At 45.2% G+C, this 14,863-nt stretch carries 18 protein-coding genes and 1 riboswitch; of the genes, 6 read left to right on the forward strand and 12 right to left on the reverse strand.

Annotation, left to right across the window (positions count from 1 at the left end; all coding sequences use genetic code 11):
• The first annotated feature begins 42 nt into the window (after window positions 1-42).
• Together ACLWOR_RS12825 and ACLWOR_RS12830 are read left to right on the forward strand one after the other, a co-directional pair.
• On the forward strand, window positions 43-255 hold the full coding sequence (locus tag ACLWOR_RS12825) for a hypothetical protein (RefSeq protein ID WP_413941139.1): 213 nt from the start codon (window positions 43-45) through the stop codon (window positions 253-255).
• A 2-nt stretch (window positions 256-257) separates the two neighbouring features.
• Window positions 258-776, forward strand: a complete 519-nt coding sequence (locus ACLWOR_RS12830) for an NAD-dependent epimerase/dehydratase family protein (protein WP_413941140.1) — start codon at window positions 258-260, stop codon at window positions 774-776.
• A gap of 99 nt (window positions 777-875) precedes the next feature.
• Here the strand turns inward: ACLWOR_RS12830 and ACLWOR_RS12835 are convergent, their stop codons facing one another.
• From ACLWOR_RS12835 to ACLWOR_RS12860, 6 genes are all read right to left on the reverse strand, one after another.
• Window positions 876-1,289: a CBS domain-containing protein gene (locus ACLWOR_RS12835; protein ID WP_413941141.1), complete on the reverse strand. Its 414-nt coding sequence runs from the start codon at window positions 1,287-1,289 to the stop codon at window positions 876-878.
• A gap of 85 nt (window positions 1,290-1,374) precedes the next feature.
• The gene (locus ACLWOR_RS12840) at window positions 1,375-1,752 is read right to left on the reverse strand and encodes a DUF1634 domain-containing protein (RefSeq protein WP_413941142.1); all 378 of its coding nucleotides are present in this window, start codon (window positions 1,750-1,752) and stop codon (window positions 1,375-1,377) included.
• Entirely contained in the window at window positions 1,749-2,564 is an 816-nt protein-coding gene (locus tag ACLWOR_RS12845; protein ID WP_413941143.1) for a sulfite exporter TauE/SafE family protein, read from the reverse strand. Before ACLWOR_RS12845 ends, ACLWOR_RS12840 begins: the two co-directional genes overlap by 4 nt.
• Window positions 2,564-2,950, reverse strand: a complete 387-nt coding sequence (locus ACLWOR_RS12850; RefSeq protein WP_413941144.1) for a hypothetical protein — start codon at window positions 2,948-2,950, stop codon at window positions 2,564-2,566. The genes ACLWOR_RS12845 and ACLWOR_RS12850 overlap by 1 nt, the downstream gene beginning before the upstream one ends.
• A gap of 64 nt (window positions 2,951-3,014) precedes the next feature.
• A complete protein-coding gene (arfB, locus tag ACLWOR_RS12855) occupies window positions 3,015-3,419 on the reverse strand; it encodes an alternative ribosome rescue aminoacyl-tRNA hydrolase ArfB (protein ID WP_413941146.1) in 405 nt (134 codons plus the stop codon).
• A complete protein-coding gene (locus ACLWOR_RS12860) occupies window positions 3,416-3,892 on the reverse strand; it encodes an OsmC family protein (protein ID WP_413941147.1) in 477 nt (158 codons plus the stop codon). Before ACLWOR_RS12860 ends, arfB begins: the two co-directional genes overlap by 4 nt.
• 119 nt (window positions 3,893-4,011) lie before the next feature.
• Between ACLWOR_RS12860 and ACLWOR_RS12865 the strand changes: the two genes are divergently transcribed.
• Window positions 4,012-5,595 carry an Rnase Y domain-containing protein gene (locus ACLWOR_RS12865; protein ID WP_413941148.1) on the forward strand — a complete coding sequence of 528 codons (1,584 nt, stop codon included), beginning with the start codon at window positions 4,012-4,014 and terminating at the stop codon, window positions 5,593-5,595.
• A 125-nt stretch (window positions 5,596-5,720) separates the two neighbouring features.
• Window positions 5,721-6,146 carry a response regulator gene (locus ACLWOR_RS12870; RefSeq protein WP_413941149.1) on the forward strand — a complete coding sequence of 142 codons (426 nt, stop codon included), beginning with the start codon at window positions 5,721-5,723 and terminating at the stop codon, window positions 6,144-6,146.
• A 64-nt stretch (window positions 6,147-6,210) separates the two neighbouring features.
• Here ACLWOR_RS12870 and ACLWOR_RS12875 read toward each other — a convergent pair whose 3' ends face one another.
• A complete protein-coding gene (locus ACLWOR_RS12875; protein ID WP_413941150.1) occupies window positions 6,211-6,786 on the reverse strand; it encodes a hypothetical protein in 576 nt (191 codons plus the stop codon).
• A riboswitch (purine riboswitch) is annotated at window positions 6,777-6,874 on the reverse strand. (Overlaps the previous gene by 10 nt.)
• A 106-nt stretch (window positions 6,875-6,980) precedes the next feature.
• Between ACLWOR_RS12875 and ACLWOR_RS12880 the strand changes: the two genes are divergently transcribed.
• The gene (locus ACLWOR_RS12880; RefSeq protein ID WP_413941151.1) at window positions 6,981-7,586 is read left to right on the forward strand and encodes a histidine phosphatase family protein; all 606 of its coding nucleotides are present in this window, start codon (window positions 6,981-6,983) and stop codon (window positions 7,584-7,586) included.
• Between the two features lie 3 nt (window positions 7,587-7,589).
• On the opposite strand, the gene ACLWOR_RS12885 is transcribed toward ACLWOR_RS12880, so the two are convergent.
• The 4 genes from ACLWOR_RS12885 to mutM form a co-directional block, all read right to left on the reverse strand.
• Entirely contained in the window at window positions 7,590-9,116 is a 1,527-nt protein-coding gene (locus ACLWOR_RS12885; protein ID WP_413942171.1) for a methyl-accepting chemotaxis protein, read from the reverse strand.
• 240 nt (window positions 9,117-9,356) lie between these two features.
• On the reverse strand, window positions 9,357-11,798 hold the full coding sequence (locus ACLWOR_RS12890) for an acyl-CoA dehydrogenase (RefSeq protein ID WP_413941152.1): 2,442 nt from the start codon (window positions 11,796-11,798) through the stop codon (window positions 9,357-9,359).
• Window positions 11,799-12,089: 291 nt separating this feature from the next.
• Window positions 12,090-12,305, reverse strand: coding sequence for an acylneuraminate cytidylyltransferase (locus ACLWOR_RS12895; protein ID WP_413941153.1), 216 nt, complete (start codon window positions 12,303-12,305; stop codon window positions 12,090-12,092).
• 144 nt (window positions 12,306-12,449) lie between these two features.
• A complete protein-coding gene (gene mutM / locus ACLWOR_RS12900; RefSeq protein ID WP_413941154.1) occupies window positions 12,450-13,262 on the reverse strand; it encodes a bifunctional DNA-formamidopyrimidine glycosylase/DNA-(apurinic or apyrimidinic site) lyase in 813 nt (270 codons plus the stop codon).
• A gap of 61 nt (window positions 13,263-13,323) precedes the next feature.
• Between mutM and ACLWOR_RS12905 the strand changes: the two genes are divergently transcribed.
• On the forward strand, window positions 13,324-14,034 hold the full coding sequence (locus tag ACLWOR_RS12905; protein WP_413941155.1) for a VC0807 family protein: 711 nt from the start codon (window positions 13,324-13,326) through the stop codon (window positions 14,032-14,034).
• Window positions 14,035-14,097: 63 nt separating this feature from the next.
• On the opposite strand, the gene ACLWOR_RS12910 is transcribed toward ACLWOR_RS12905, so the two are convergent.
• Window positions 14,098-14,841, reverse strand: coding sequence for a hypothetical protein (locus ACLWOR_RS12910; RefSeq protein ID WP_413941156.1), 744 nt, complete (start codon window positions 14,839-14,841; stop codon window positions 14,098-14,100).
• Window positions 14,842-14,863 lie beyond the last annotated feature (22 nt).

Here is a 14,863-nt window from a genome sequence, read left to right on the forward strand (position 1 = left end):
TGCCCTTTAAAGGAGAGGAGACACGAAGCAGAGGGATCTTTTATGCAAAATGCGCCAGAAAAAGTGAAATTTCTAGATCGGTTGACCCCGCGCTTTTTGCTTGAGGTAAAAAAGGTCTTTCGCGAAGGCGGCATAAAAGCTGTCATTCAACGTTTTGGCTGGAAAATATTTGCAGCCTTCTTTGCTTACTATCTAATTCGTGATGTCACTCTTTACATTTTGCTTCCTTGGTATTTGGCGAATAAATTAGTTTAAGAATGAAAATTAAAGTTTTAGTCACCGGCGGTGCCGGGCAACTTGGAAATCTTGTTTGTGAAAGCATCGCAAAGGCGGGCTTTGATCCTATTGCCATCGATAAGCTAATGCATTCCACTTATGAAAGCCTTCCTGCTTTCGGAATGACCGTCGAGGCAGACCTCTGCGATTACCAACGACTTCTCGATCTATTTAAACAACAACAATTCAAAGCCGTTATTCATTGCTCTCGTTTGAATAAAATCGAAGAGTCCATCCAGATGCCAGACTTCTACTACCAAAACAATTTTGGCGGCACTCTGTGCGTAGTAAAAGCAATGCTTGCAACGAGCGTTTCAGTGATGATTTACCCACGTTCGTCGGCCCCTGAAGACACACCCCTCGGCCGCAGCTACGCCATGATAGAACAATTGTTAAAAGACTCAGCACGAGCCTACCCTCTGCAGGTAGATTTTATGGAAAGAAATCCAGAAGCAATAGCGTCCCGTTTGCTCGAAATTTTCGGCACCCAACCCAAATAATATCTAAAAATAATATCTAAAAGATTTTCTGAACTGATTCGCAATTTTGGAATCTGGGTCGGAGGTTTCTTTCCCAAACCCAGACTCCAAACCCAGAAACTAATGAGTGACTTGAGAGAGGACTTCCTGCGCAATTCTTGGCTGCTCACGAAGATTCGTGATCTCTGCAAGGCTGATCATTCCGACCAGACGTTTTTGCCTATTAACCACAGGCAAACGACGCTGCTTATTTTCCTTCATTTTTCGTGCGACAGTTTCTAGATCATCATCATCGAAGCACCAGTTGATACCTCGGCTCATGCATTCGCTCACTTTGGTCAGTTTGGGATTTTTACCGGCGGCTACCACGCGAATGACGATATCTCGATCGGTTAACATCCCAATCATCTTGTCATTCTTTTCAACGGGAATGCTGCCAAAATCTCCTTGTTCCATCATCTTAGCTGCTTGTTCAACAGACAATTGATGATTAATGACTCGAACACCTGAGTGCATGATATCTCGAACGATCATAGAGACTCCTTTTTCTTTTGCGCAGGTTAACTGCTTTCCAAGAAAAGGCGGCCTTAAATTTTTGTATTTTGTGAGGGAACAAAAGCTACAATTCAATCCCTAAAAAGAAACTTGCAACCAAAGTTCCAAAGACAAGGAAAGCCATCAAAGCAAGACGGAAATCTTTTTGTTTGCAAAAAAGAATGCCAGTCAACAACACACGCAATAGCGGCAAACAAACCAAAATAACCAAACCGAAAAGTGCAATCAGGAGTGGACGATCTTGCATTAAAAGAGCCCACTGGACTTTTTCCAAAAGTGGTTCTGGTTGATAAGTTTGAAAATGAGAAAGGGCATCACCATCTTTGATCCACATTCCGACCCAGCCCCAGAGCAAGCAGATTCCCGCAGTCATCACTCCGATGCGCAAGACTTTGCTGATGATCATTTCTAAATCATGAAGTTGGTTGTCTTGTGGGTTCATGCCAATCCCTTCATAATCATTTGAACGGAAACAATCGCAAGGACAACTACGAAAATTTTACGGATAAGCCCCGGCGACATTTTCATCATCACGCGAGCGCCCACAGTCGAACCAATGATAATTCCCACTGCTACAGGTGCGGCAATTTCAGGACGAACATCTCCACGCAAAAGATAAGCTCCTGCGCTGGCCGAAGCCGTTACACCAATCATAAAATTTGAAGTCGCCGAAGACACCTTCATCGGGAGCTTCATTGCTCCATCCATTGCCAGGACCTTAAAGATCCCACTGCCAATTCCTAAAAGTGCCGACAAAACGCCAGCCCCGAACATAGCAAACAAACCCAAAGGAACATGCTCGACTTTGTAAGCTACGATGTTACCTTTTCCATCCGGAAATTCGCCATCGAGACGCATGCTGTTCGCCCAAGAATGATTATGTTGCGAAATATGATCACCACGACGACGAAGCATCATCAGAGCGGAAAACAAAAGAAATACCCCAAAGAGCAAAAATAAAAACTGCGCTTTGATGTAACTTGCCAGTAAGAATCCGACAATTGCACCACTCACGGTTCCAACTTCAAGAAATACGGCCAGACGAAGATTTGTTAATGAATCCTTCAGATAACTGGCCGCTGCACCCGAAGAAGTTGCCACAATGGAAATCAAACTGGCGGCAATCGCATAGCGAATATCGACGTGATAAACAAGAGTCAGGACGGGAACGATAATAATCCCGCCACCCAGTCCTAGAAGCGCTCCAAGAAATCCAGCTCCAATGGCAGTCACCAAAAGGAGAAGTTCAAGCATTACTTAGCACACTCGTATAAACGAACTAAGCGTGCACCAAAGTAAGTGTCTTTTTTAGTGAATTCCCAAGGTGGATAAGGGAGAAAAACGGCTTCCACACATTGACCTTTTTCAGCAACTGCCCACTGGCGATCTTCAGAAGAAGCTGTGTAGATTTCACCTGTTTTTTGATCTTTAATTCCAATGGCGAAAGAGAAAACTTTCGATGTCACTTGATCAGGGCGCGCCATTAAAGCAACTGGCAACTCGACTCTTTCAACACGTGTGATTTCACCCACCACTGTTTTTGAGAAAATCACACTGTAGTTTGCCACTACACCCCAGACGATGCCGACGAGGATAAGAAGCGCCAACACGAACTTTAAGAACTTCCAAATTGTTGTCATAATTATGAATTATCGGTAAGTCGCAGCATCGTCAAGACCTCGGACTCTTTGTGTCATGAGGCACCTAGAGTTTGATCTTCTGTCTTCCTTGTTTCACTTCACTTCGGCGCACTTTACTCTCGACGCGTTTTCGTTGCGAAGACCGCGTGGGTTTCGTCGCAATTCTTTTGCGTGGAACAAACAAAGCTTTACGCAAAATTTCATGCAATTTTCGAATACATTCACTGCGATTTTGATCTTGATCGCGATGCACCTCACTGCGCACTAATAAGTCCCCATCCACAGTCAGCTGTGATTGAAGTTTATTGGCGAGCTTTGCTTTGGTTTCTTCATTAAACACATGCGAAGAGAAGAGATTCCAGCGCAAAATGGCTGCGGAATTCGTCTTGTTGACGTTCTGCCCACCCGGGCCGCGCGATCTCGCGTAAGTAAAATCCATTTCATGAAAGGGAATTTCAAACGCAATCACTCGGCAACCTCTTCGAAATGTGCCTTGCCGTCGCCAATCCATTTTCCGTTCAAATGCACTTGATAACTGATTGGTGAAGCATCGACCACCATTGCACTTACACCACAATATTTTGTCATTGAGAGGCGAACAGCTTTCAACGCCTGCTCTTCACTGATTTCAGAACCTTTGATTTTGTACTCGACTAAGACTTCTTTAAAGATCGATGGGTAACTTGAAGTTGTTTCCGTCTTTGCATTCACTTCACAGCTTTCAACGACTCCCCGCATTTTTTTCAGAATGGAAGCCACATCCATTCCTGAGCAGGCACAGATGCTGGCGAGGAGAACTTCTTTCGGTGAAGGACCTTGGTCCTTTCCGCCCGAACTTTGGCCCGCATCCATGATGAAACTGTGTTGGCGCACCTGGGCTGAAAAAGCCAACCCTCCAGCTGATTCACCTAGCCATTTTGTCTGACATTCCATTGCGCCCATACCGCTCCTCACTTTTGCCTCTTTTTTAATACTAAAGCTCTTAATGCACAAAGTAAACCGCAGGAAAAATTGCGTTAAACAGAGAGCTAGGAGTAGAATCAAAAGGTTAGGAGTATCTTATGTTTTTAACCATTGCTACAGCCCTACTTTCTCTTGTTGTCGGTGGCGGACTCGGCTGGGCCTTTTATAAATTTCAAGCAGCTCGCAAAATTCGTTTAGCACGCGAAGAAGCAGAAGACATCGTTGGCGAAGCCAAGGAGGCTATCGAACTTCGCGCTTTAGAAGAAAAAGAACGCATTCAAGAAATTGAAATGGAACTTTGGACACGTGTTGAACGCGACATGCTGAAAACCGAAGAGCGCATCGAAGAACTGAGCGAAGTGGCCACTGAGAAAAAATCAAAAGCTGATGCTGCTTACCAAGAAGTAAAAAAGAAACTTCAAGAGCGCGAAGGCGAAGTGAAAACGCAAGAGCAAGCGTTGCGTGCGCAGGAAGCCAGCCTCAACAAAGTAAAAGAAGCACAAAAAGCATTAAATCAAGATTTCGTACAAAAACTGACGAGCCGTCTCAATACTTCCGCGCAAGCTTTTAAAGATGAGTTAAAAGCGCACATGGAAGATGACGCTCGAAAACGGGCCGCGCGCTATGTCCAAGAGCATGAAGACGACACAAAGGAACATGCGGAGCAAAAAGCCAAAAAGATTTTATCTTTGATTATCGATCGCTTTGCCCGCCCTTACTGCGCAGAACGCGGTATTGGCGCTGTGAATTTCCCAGATAACAATGTTCGTAAACTTTTCTGCGATCCCGCTGGTAACAACATCAAGGCCGTTCAGGACTCTTGTGGTTGTGACATTATCGTTGAAGAAGGCATGGACATGGTGGGTGTTGCGGGTTTCGATCCAGTTCGCCGTGAACTGACTCGCCGTACGCTTGAGCGCATCTTTAAAGAAAAGAAAAACATCAACCCTGATTTCATCAAAAAAATTGCTGAGAATCAGAAGAAAGAACTTTTCAAAAACATCAAACACGATGGTGATGCTTTAGCAAAAGAATTGAAACTGGAAGGCTTGAACGCTGAAATCCGTCAGATGATGGGATCTTTGCGCTATCGTTATTCTTTCACTCAGAATCAATACTTCCACTGTGGTGAAGTTGGCTGGATCGCCGGTCTTATGGCAAGTGAACTTAAACTGGATATTAAGAAAGCCCGCCGTGTGGGAATGCTTCACGATATTGGAAAATCCATGGACCACGTTCAAGAAGGTGGCCATGCGATGATTGGCGCTGACTTTATTGCCGCTCGCAATGAAGCTCCAGATGTGGTTCACGCGGTTCGTGCCCATCACTTTGATGAACAGCCTTCGACGGATCATGCGTTTATCGTGATCGCAGCCGATGCGGTTTCAGGGGCTCGTCCAGGGGCTCGTCGTTCGACAATTGAGTCCTACAATCAAAAAGTGTCCGAGCTTCAAGATATCGCTCGCAGCTTCCCAGGCGTCACAGATTGTTTCGTCCTCAGCGGTGGTCGCGAATGTCGTGTGATGGTCAATGGTAAGAAAGTTGACGATTCGCAGGCTTTGGATCTTTCTAAAAAGATCGCAGCCAAAATTGAAGAAGAATGTAACTATCCAGGACAAATCAAAGTCGTGGTTGTCCGTGAAACTGTTGTTGTAGAGCAAACACGTAAAGAACTCGCATAAAGCGGGTTCTCTATGTTCTTTAGCAATTCAAAGATTAAAATCCCATCATTGTTTTTCTTTTAGAAGATTCTTGGATTTATTTCGGTTCAAATTGAGAAGTCACTAACTGTACGAGGAGACTTCTCATGGTGCTAGAAACCACACTGGAAAAGCAACATACGCCACGCGTTCTTGTTATTGATGACAGTTTAGATTCTGTAAAACTGATGTCACATATTTTGGATCATTATAAATGCGACGTAACTATGGCATTTGACGGTCAAGATGCCATTCCACTTCTTGTGAACAAGCATTTTGATTTAGTTGTATTAGACTGGCAGATGCCGCAAATGGGTGGACGCGATACTTTATTGTTAATGGATCGCCTTCTCACAGAGAGAAAAGTTCACAAGCTCCGTCGCCCGATTCCTGTTGTTATTTACACGGGCCACAGCGAAGAAGAACTCGATTTGCCACTGGTTAGAAACTTCACCTACATGGGCTTCATCAATAAACGCCAAGCTTTTAGCTCGATGATGCGTTCATTTAACTTCATTCTCAGATCTATTTAGACATAAAAAAAAACGAGAGTCGAAAACTCTCGTTTAGTAAAAAATCAAAAAGCCTGCGTTCGTGTTATGGTTTTGCGCATTCGCCGGCTTGTTGGCACTTGATCATTTTCATACGAAGGGCATTGAACTCACCCAAGCTGTATTCCATTTCCATATCATAACCAACTGCAGTCGTGCCTTTTTGAGCAATAGAGATGAACTCGTTCACGTGAAGGAACTGCTCAGCATCATAACGTTGATGAGTTGCGGTGTTTACAAATTCAAGATTACGACCGCTGCCGCTACGAATGTTTTTCAAGAAACGCGCGCGTTGATCTTGGGCTTTCTTAAGACCGCCACGAGCGTCTTTCCAGCACTTTACTTCACCCAATTTAATAGCTTTGTGAAGGTTGTTATCGAAGATGATGATATCAAGTTCACCAATAGTGCGTTCTGCATTACCGTATGCGATGCCCACTTCAACAGTGTATTGAGGAGCTGGGTATTCTTCCGCGATACGAAGACGAGCCACTTCTTCACAGATAGAACCTGAATCAGTGTAATCACGTGGAACGGATTTCAAAGCTTCGAAGTCTTCTTGAAGACCCGCAAATGCAACTGAGCTAAGCGAAAGAAATAGAACAAGAACTGACTTTAACATAGGTCCCCCATAGACAGGCATTTACGGCGCCTGGTAGAAACGCGGCCCCCTATCGGCCACTTATACGAAGTAATTTTCGAAGCATTTTTTTGACTGTTTATAGGGTTAATTGCAAATGAAAACTGTCCCCAATTGATATAACGCACCGCGCGTCTTAGTTTACACTCTCCCCAAAGACACTTATGTTACCCGCCATGAACAGAGTCGAAATCTATATTTTCAGGCACGGCGAAACAGACTGGAATCGTGAACGCCGTTTGCAAGGCCACACGGATATTCCGCTGAACGAAACAGGCCGCAATCAAGCCCGAGAGCTTGCTAAAAAAGTTTTCGAACTCAAGCCAGAACTCATTTTAAGTTCCGACCTGTCTCGTGCTTTAGAAACAGCAACAATTGTCAATAGCCTCCTTCAAGTGCCAATGCATCTCAGTGATCATTTACGTGAATGCAGAATGGGAGAACCTGAGGGAATGCTTCGTGATGAGGTCTTGGCTCTTTACGGCCAAGATGCTTGGGATCGTTGGATTTCGGTGAAAGAAGCCGATCAAGATTTCGTTTTTAAAAATGGTGAAAGCAAGCGCGAGCACCTGATGCGCATGACAGCTTACATCGAGGGATTTTTGAGCCAGAACCCAGGTCTTAAAAAAATTGCAGTTTCAACTCACGGCGCGAGCTTACGCCGTTTAGCTCATCACTGTGAAGGCGCGCCTCAAGAAGGTATTTCTCTTCCGAACTGCGCGCTCTACAAACTGACTTTCGATTTGCATTCAAAAAAATGGAATTTCGAATCTCCGTTATAGTTCCTACGCAGATTTCCCTTTTACACCCGTTACAACAGTTTCTACCGCGTCGACCAATCGATCTAAATTCGTAGACTGTTGTGACAGTCCGATAGAAGCGGCGGCTGTTTCTTCTGAGGAAGCAGCATTGTTTTGGGTCATCTTGTCCAGATCATGCAGGGCTTTTGAAATTTGACTGATTCCCGCTGACTGCTCTTCGCTGGCACTGGCGATATCCGAATTCAACGACGACACTTTTTCGGACTCGGCCACAATCACCTTTAATGATTTCCCGCTCTGAATTGCATACTGATAACTTTGATCAATCTGCCCCACACTCTCGGTGATCAAACCGGAAATCTCTTTCGCCGAAGCTGATGATTTCAAAGCGAGGTTTCGAACAGCTTCTGCGACGACCGCAAAACCCTTCCCCTGCTCCCCAGCCCTCGCCGCCTCAACCGCCGCGTTCAATGCCAAAAGATTTGTCTGAAAGGCAATATCATCAATGACATTGGTGATTTCTTCGATTTGTTTTGCTGATTTAGATACTTTTTCCATCGAATCGATCAGAACGTTGATTTGATTCTCTCCTTGTTTTGCGGCGATACTCGCTTGGGCCGAAATATCTTTGGCCGAAACCGCATTTTCACTGTTGAGCTTCACCATACTTGTAAGCTCTTCGATCGATGCGGATGTTTCCTCAAGTGCTGCGGCCGCTTGAGTCGAAGAGGCACTGAGACTTTGAGAAGCCCCTGAGATATCTTCGCTGGCTTCGTTTAATTTCAAACTTGATTCTTTCATCGACTGAACTGATTTTCGCAAATTCTCAATTGGCTTTTTAGCAATGATCCACGCAACACAAACGCTCACCAAAAGGCCAATCAAACTAAAAATAAGAATATCTTGAACGGAAGCACGACTCATGGCTTTGGTTTCTGCAAGCGACGATGTCAGCGCAAAAACGCCATGCAGACGACCGTCTGCCCAGTTTTCCATTTGATGACCTAAAATATCTTTACCATCTTTAAACGGACTTTGTGATGGATGACCATGACATAACAAGCATCCTTGAGCTTCAGACAGGCGAACGGGACGATAAACAACTACAGCATCGTCTTGTACCGCTTGCAGTTGTTTTAGCTGGGGGTCCTTGGAGAACTGTTCGAATATTTCTTTTTCCTGGGCCGTCATCATATGATCTTTATTACGGGGCTCGGGAGAAAAAACCCGGAATTTATAACCACTTCTCTCAGACTGATCTTGGCCGACTTTCATCGACGCAAAAATAGGAACTCTCTTAAGAATATTCATCTTCACTTCTTTAGGAATATTCCCCTCAGGATATTTAGCAACGACGGAATTGATATAATCCTGCAGACCACCTTGTGCAGCAACGTAGTCGCGGGTTCCTTCGAGTTGATCCAGGACCGACTCACTTTTACCAACTAAAGCAGCAACACCCTGGTTTGTGACCTTTCTCCATGCAATAAACACAGCAGTTACAGAAGACAACAAAGTCGCTAACACCACGATCGCAACAATTTTATGCATGAGTTTCACAGGAAACCTCCGATGTCTTAATATTAGAGATCCTTCGGAAACCAACATATGATGAGAATCATAAAATATATTTTTATTTATGCTTCAAAAAGAGACGTTATTACTTAAGGCTGATCAAAAGCGACCAAGTGCGAGGCGGAGGGGGTGATGAGCATGGAGGTTATTGGAGGTACGTCGGAGTGATCAGCGACCCCCAACAAGAAGTCAGGTGGTCGCTTTTCATCAGTCGGCCTAGGACATGTATTCTTCTTGGGAGAAATCATCTACCAAGATCGCGTCGTAGCGGATTGCATCTGATGCTTGGATCAGTTTCAACTCTTCTTCAGAGATGATGTTTTTGCTACGAGCTTCGTCTAGCAACAAATGAACTTTCTTTTTCGGAAGAGCGCCTTCACGGATCGCTTTTCTGATTTTCTTCTCTGCTGCTTCAGATTTGATAGTCACAGAGAATGCATTTTCAAGACGGCCAATTGCTTGGTTTTTATCAGTTGGCATATAGATACCCACTGACAAACGATCACGGATTCCGCCTTCTTTCAGCATAGAATCAGCAATTGCATGTGACCAGCCATCAGACGCTTGTGAACCCAACGAGTTGATACGTGACCAAGCACCCAACCAACCTTTGAAGAACCAACGAAGTCCTGGGATTTTCAAGTTATCAAAAATACCGTCGAAACCTTTTTGGATTTCCGCCATACAACGTTTCAAGTTGTAGTGAGCAAATGCCAAATCTTCTTCACGACGACCTTCCGCTTCGAAACGACGAAGCAAGCAAGTTGCCATGTACATGTTTGCCAAGATATCAGCAAAACGACCTGTGATTTTTTGTTTCGCTTTCAATTGACCACCCAAAACACCCATCGCTACGTCTGAAAGAAGAGCGAAAGTTGCTGAAGACCAAGACAAGCGACGGAAGTAAACTTTCATTTGCGGGTGGCAATTTGGAGTTGAAGCCAAGAAACCACGAGTACAAGAAAGAAGAACCGCACGGCATGTATTACGAACAACGTGACCGATGTGCCCCCAGAAAGCCGCATCGAAACCTTTCAAGTCACCTGCTTCAGCAGTTTTAACTTCCGCATAAGCAAATGGATGAGCACGAAGAGCACCTTGACCGAACACCATAAGAGTACGAGTCATGATGTTTGCACCTTCAACCGTGATACCAATTGGAGTAGCAATGTAAGTTTCAGCCAATACGTTACGAGGACCCATCGAGATACCCGCACCACCCATGATGTCCATCGCGTCGTTGATCACGTGACGGCCCATTTCAGTTGAGTAGTATTTTTGCATTGCTGTGATAACGCCCGGTTTAAGACCTTTATCGATCGCACCCAAGCAATAAATTCTCATCGCTTCAAGTTGGTAAGCAGCTGCACCAATACGTGCTAGAGGCTCTTCCACACCTTCAAAGCGACCGATAGACATACCGAATTGACGACGAATCAATGCGTGAGCTGAAACAACGCGAGAAGCGAGTTTCGCCCCACCTGTTGCTTGAGCTGGCAAGCTGATACCACGACCGGCCGCCAAACACTCCATCAACATCAACCAACCTTTACCAGCGTTGGCGATACCACCGATGATCGCTTCATCAGCGTCAACGATAACGTCTTTACCTTGTGTTGGACAGTTGTAGAACGGAACACCCAATGGATCATGACGACGACCCAAAACAACGCCCGGAGTTTTAGAAGGGATCAAAGCTGTTGTAATACCAACGTCTTCACCTTTACCCAAAAGATTTTCTGGGTCACGCAAGCGGAATGCCAAACCAATCGTTGTCGAAATCGCTGCAAGAGTGATCCAACGTTTGTTCCAGTTCAATTTGATTTTCAATTTTCCGTCAGTGTCTTTGAACAAAACACCAGAAGAAATGATAGAACCCGCATCAGAACCCGCAGTTGGCTCTGTTAAACCAAAGCAAGGAATTTCGTCGCCAGAGGCAAGACGTGGTAACAAGCGTTTCTTTTGCTCTTCTGTACCGTAGTGATTCAAAAGTTCTGCAGGTCCCAAAGAATTCGGAACCATCACAGTGATCGCCGCTGACAAGGAACGAGAAGAGATTTTCATGATCACTTCAGAGTGCGCCAAAGCTGAGAAACCAAGACCGCCGTACTCTTTTGGAATGATCATACCCAAGAATTTTTCTTTTTTGATGATGTCCCAAGCTTCTTGAGGGATTTCCTTTTCTTTATGAATTTTCCAAGAATCCAAAACAGCGCAAAGTCTGTTCACGGGCCCATCAACGAACGCTTGTTCTTCTGAAGTCAACGATGGGTACGGTTCATTCATCAAGTTTGTGAAGTTTGGTTTACCAGAGAAAAGATCTTTCTCAACCCACACCACACCTGCATCCAACGCCGCTTTTTCTGTATCAGAAATTTTTGGCAGGAACTGCATCTTCTTCATGAACGCCAAGAGACCTGACGTGATCAACGCCGCACGAATTGGCGTGATAAGGAAGATGAGGGCAAGAACAGCGTAAACCGCCAACAGCCACACGGGTGCTCCGAAACCAACAAGAATCGCAGCGAGGGCAATTGCCCAAACGATAAGAGGACTTGTGAAAAAGCCCACGAACAAGAGTAGAACAACAGAGCCCAAAATCCATAGGCCGGTGTTGCTCTCTAAAAACATCCCATAAAATGAGTTGATAGAATCCACTGGTGATCTCCTTATTACCTTTATTCTAACACCCTTAAATTAGACTCTTTAATATGAGGATGTGCAAGTAGGCAGAATGAGAAGGCCAGCAATATCGGGACTTTATAAATCTGAGATTTGATTTTGTTTCAGATAACTAGAATAAAAATTCTACTACGTAGATCGAAGAAGGTCTCGGCCTGGAGATGGAAAACCGAACATGAGGGGCACAAAAACAAAAACCCTCCGAAGAGGGTTCTTATTCAACTTTGGCTGAGCTTTCACTCAGCCATTGCTATTTCCAAAAACTAATTACTTAGTTTCAGCTGGAGCTGCAGGAGCTGCTTCAGTTGGAGCTGGAGTAGCAGTTGCATCAGCAGGAGCTGCTTCAGTAGCAGGTTGACCTTCTGCAGGAGCTGCTTCAGTAGCTGCTGGAGTAGCTTCAGTTTGCTCAGGTTGGTTTTTAGAGCAAGTGAAACCAGTTGTGAAAGAAAGAGCTAGTAATGCTGCGATTACGATTGCTTTCATGTTGTATATTCCCTTCATAGTGTTAATTGCTACAGCCTTCCCCATCACGAGTGCGACAGTTGGGTCCGTAATTTATGTTTTAAAACTCGACGTAGGTCTTAAGTTACACAAATCATGACCCTCTTAGCAACGAAATTTTCAAAATTATTTTTGGCAACGTGAACACCAGAAGGTGTTTCGCCCACCCAACACTTGCGACTTGATCTTGTGCCCACATTTCAAACACGGCAATCCAGCTCTGTCATAAACTTGAAAAGTATTCTGAAAGTAGCCGCTCTCCCCCGAAGCTTGCGCAAAATCACTGATCGACGAACCACCTTTTTCAATCGAAGTTTGCAAGATTCGGCGAATCTCCTGAAGCAGAATTTCGACTCTCACACGTGATACTTTTTCAGCTGGCAAAGTGGGCTTAATTCCCGCCGCAAACAAGGCTTCACTGGCATAGATATTACCAACTCCGACCAAAATTTTTTGATCCATGATTGCAACTTTGATTGATGCTTTTTTGCCACGCATGCTTTCCCAGAGAATTTCTCCGGTTAAGTTTTCATCAAAGGGTTCCGGCCCCAGATCCTTCAATCTTGGATGCGCCGCAGGATTGGCGACAAAATCAAAAATGCCAAACCGCCGAGGGTCTCGGTACGCCAATCTTAAATGATCTGAAAAATGTAGATAGATATGATCATGGTCACGCTCATCGCCGGGCGCCGCTTGCCGCCAAGTTCCCGTCATTCCCAGGTGTGACAACATCGCCCCTTTGGATGTCCAAAAAAGAAGATATTTCGCCCGTCGCTCAATTCTTAAAATCTTCTCTCCGACAAGAGAGCGAATTTTCTTCGCCGGAATGGGATCGCGCAAATCTGCACGAGTGAGTTCGACTTTTTCAAGTACGGGGTGATGTTCTAGGATTTTTTCTAGTCCTCGACGGACAACTTCGACTTCCGGTAGTTCTGGCATAAAGGGATAATACCACGATATCTTCTAGCGCCGAGAAATCTTTTGTGCCAGGATACGAACCATGTCACAGAATCAAATGCCCAAACAAGAAAATCCCTGGCTCAATCTCGTCTTTAATATCTTGCTTCCGGTTCTTATCCTGAACAAATTAAGCAAATTCGTCGGACCGCTTTGGGCTTTGATCTTAGCTTTGGCCTTTCCGCTGGGTTATGGCGCTTACGACCTTATTAAAAGAAAAAAGACCAACGCCTTGTCCGTGCTCGGTTTACTCAACGTTCTTCTAACAGGCGGCCTGGCTTTGATGGGAATTCAAGGGATGTGGTTTGCCGTAAAAGAAGCGGCCTTCCCGACTCTGGTAGGACTTTTTGTTTTTGGTTCTGCGTTTTCCAAAAAACCATTTATCGAGACGTTATTTTTGAATCCCACAGTGATGCGCACGGAACTTTTGGAAGAACGCCTGCGTTCGAATCAAAAAGAATCCGAGTTCCATTTACACATGCGTCGCGCGACGATGTGGCTAGCTCTTTCGTTTGGATTTAGTGCTCTCTTAAATTTCTTGCTCGCACGACGTATCTTTACTGATATTGACCAAACGCTCACGCCCGACGCGCAGTCCGTGGCCCTCAACGATCAGATCGCCCAAATGACCACTTGGTCGATGGCCGTTATCTTGGTTCCATCGATGATCTTCTTAATGGGTATCTTTTGGTATTTGATGCGCGGAATAAAAAATACCACAGGCCTTAAAATGGAAGAACTGCTTAGGGACTAAACGTCACCACGATTTCCAAAAAGACACCATTTATAATGACGGATGAGCCTTTTTCAACAGCCGTTAGAAGTCGCCGCCGTCGTCGAAAGTTGGCGGTGGAATTGGCGATGTCATATCAGATCCGAACGGTTCATCACCAAATGGTGGTGGCGGCGGAGGCGGTGGTGGCGGTGGAACATCACCGAAATCATCAGGCATATTAGGAGCCGGCACATAGCCGCCATCGCTTGGTCCAAAATCTTCAAACGGTGGTGGATTCGGGAAACTTGGAGCGCTTCCTCCTCCCCAACTGCCCCCGCCAGAAGATCCGCCGGAGCCACGCGAGCTGCCCGCTTTGTATTTTCCTGGCGCACCAAAGTAAGCACGCTTTTTATAGTCGTAACGAGGTCTGTTATCAGCTAAGTTGAGCTCTTCAGCTTCAGTAGGAATTCCGTTTTTCCCTCTAACGACTTCAGATTTATTTTGCGCTTTTAATTCGACGTAATCGCGACGTTCTTTTTCTAACTGATCAGCCCATTCTTTCTTTTGAGCTTCGTCAGCTTTCGCCTCGGGTCCATCGTCTTCCATGCTTCGGCTTTTCTTTTGCTTGGTGTATTCCTCGGCTGTGCGTTCGCGCGCGAGTTCCCACTGTTCTTGTTGCTCCAGATAAGCTTTCTCGCCACGACTGCGAGCATCTTCAAATTGCGTCTGATTGTTTTGATGCTCAGCAAAACCACGGAGTCGCACTTCTTCTTTGTTGGCAGCAAAGAGAAGAGTTGGCGCGAGTGTTGCTAGGACGAATAGAATGCGTTTTTTCACTGGTTTCATTCTGCTACCTCTATGCTACCAA

This window comes from Bdellovibrio sp. HCB2-146 (assembly GCF_047345725.1).
Taxonomy (GTDB): domain Bacteria; phylum Bdellovibrionota; class Bdellovibrionia; order Bdellovibrionales; family Bdellovibrionaceae; genus Bdellovibrio.

Bases quoted from the DNA above. Each gene is read 5' to 3' on its own strand.
- ACLWOR_RS12870 (WP_413941149.1), top strand. From the start codon at position 5,721: ATGGTGCTAGAAACCACACTGGAAAAGCAACATACGCCACGCGTTCTT.
- ACLWOR_RS12825 (WP_413941139.1), top strand. From the start codon at position 43: ATGCAAAATGCGCCAGAAAAAGTGAAATTTCTAGATCGGTTGACCCCG.
- ACLWOR_RS12875 (WP_413941150.1), bottom strand. From the start codon at position 6,786: ATGTTAAAGTCAGTTCTTGTTCTATTTCTTTCGCTTAGCTCAGTTGCA.
- ACLWOR_RS12905 (WP_413941155.1), top strand. From the start codon at position 13,324: ATGTCACAGAATCAAATGCCCAAACAAGAAAATCCCTGGCTCAATCTC.
- ACLWOR_RS12910 (WP_413941156.1), bottom strand. From the start codon at position 14,841: ATGAAACCAGTGAAAAAACGCATTCTATTCGTCCTAGCAACACTCGCG.
- ACLWOR_RS12830 (WP_413941140.1), top strand. From the start codon at position 258: ATGAAAATTAAAGTTTTAGTCACCGGCGGTGCCGGGCAACTTGGAAAT.
- ACLWOR_RS12860 (WP_413941147.1), bottom strand. From the start codon at position 3,892: ATGGGCGCAATGGAATGTCAGACAAAATGGCTAGGTGAATCAGCTGGA.
- ACLWOR_RS12895 (WP_413941153.1), bottom strand. From the start codon at position 12,305: ATGAAAGCAATCGTAATCGCAGCATTACTAGCTCTTTCTTTCACAACT.
- ACLWOR_RS12850 (WP_413941144.1), bottom strand. From the start codon at position 2,950: ATGACAACAATTTGGAAGTTCTTAAAGTTCGTGTTGGCGCTTCTTATC.
- mutM (WP_413941154.1), bottom strand. From the start codon at position 13,262: ATGCCAGAACTACCGGAAGTCGAAGTTGTCCGTCGAGGACTAGAAAAA.
- ACLWOR_RS12865 (WP_413941148.1), top strand. From the start codon at position 4,012: ATGTTTTTAACCATTGCTACAGCCCTACTTTCTCTTGTTGTCGGTGGC.
- ACLWOR_RS12835 (WP_413941141.1), bottom strand. From the start codon at position 1,289: ATGATCGTTCGAGATATCATGCACTCAGGTGTTCGAGTCATTAATCAT.
- ACLWOR_RS12880 (WP_413941151.1), top strand. From the start codon at position 6,981: ATGAACAGAGTCGAAATCTATATTTTCAGGCACGGCGAAACAGACTGG.
- ACLWOR_RS12845 (WP_413941143.1), bottom strand. From the start codon at position 2,564: ATGCTTGAACTTCTCCTTTTGGTGACTGCCATTGGAGCTGGATTTCTT.
- ACLWOR_RS12840 (WP_413941142.1), bottom strand. From the start codon at position 1,752: ATGAACCCACAAGACAACCAACTTCATGATTTAGAAATGATCATCAGC.
- ACLWOR_RS12885 (WP_413942171.1), bottom strand. From the start codon at position 9,116: ATGCATAAAATTGTTGCGATCGTGGTGTTAGCGACTTTGTTGTCTTCT.